The organism is Salmonella sp. SAL4457 (assembly GCF_046548235.1).
Lineage (GTDB): Bacteria > Pseudomonadota > Gammaproteobacteria > Enterobacterales > Enterobacteriaceae > Salmonella > Salmonella enterica.
In genome coordinates, this window is record NZ_JBGDZO010000423.1 from 1 (window position 1) to 275 (window position 275).

Consider the following 275-nt stretch of genomic DNA (forward strand, 5'->3'; position numbering starts at 1 on the left):
GCTCGGGACTCGGCGGCGGTGGATTCTTCCTTCTGCGCCAGGCCGGTGCGCAGCCGACCTATCGCTTCCTCGACGCCCGCGAGCGCGCGCCGAAGGCCGCCTACGCCGACATGTACCGGCGCAATGGCAAGGTCGACCCCAGGCTGTCCGTCGACGGCCCGCTGGCGGCGGCGATCCCCGGCCTGCCGGCGGCGCTGGTCGAATTGAGCAGCCGCTACGGACGCAAGCCCCTGGCCGACAATCTGGTGCCGGCGATCCGCCTGGCGGTGGATGGC

At 72.7% G+C, this 275-nt stretch carries 1 protein-coding gene; it reads left to right on the forward strand.

The features are described 5' to 3' along the window. The coding region (locus tag ACLJNW_RS24905; protein ID WP_410961319.1) for a gamma-glutamyltransferase at positions 1-275 on the forward strand (275 nt) is incomplete at both ends.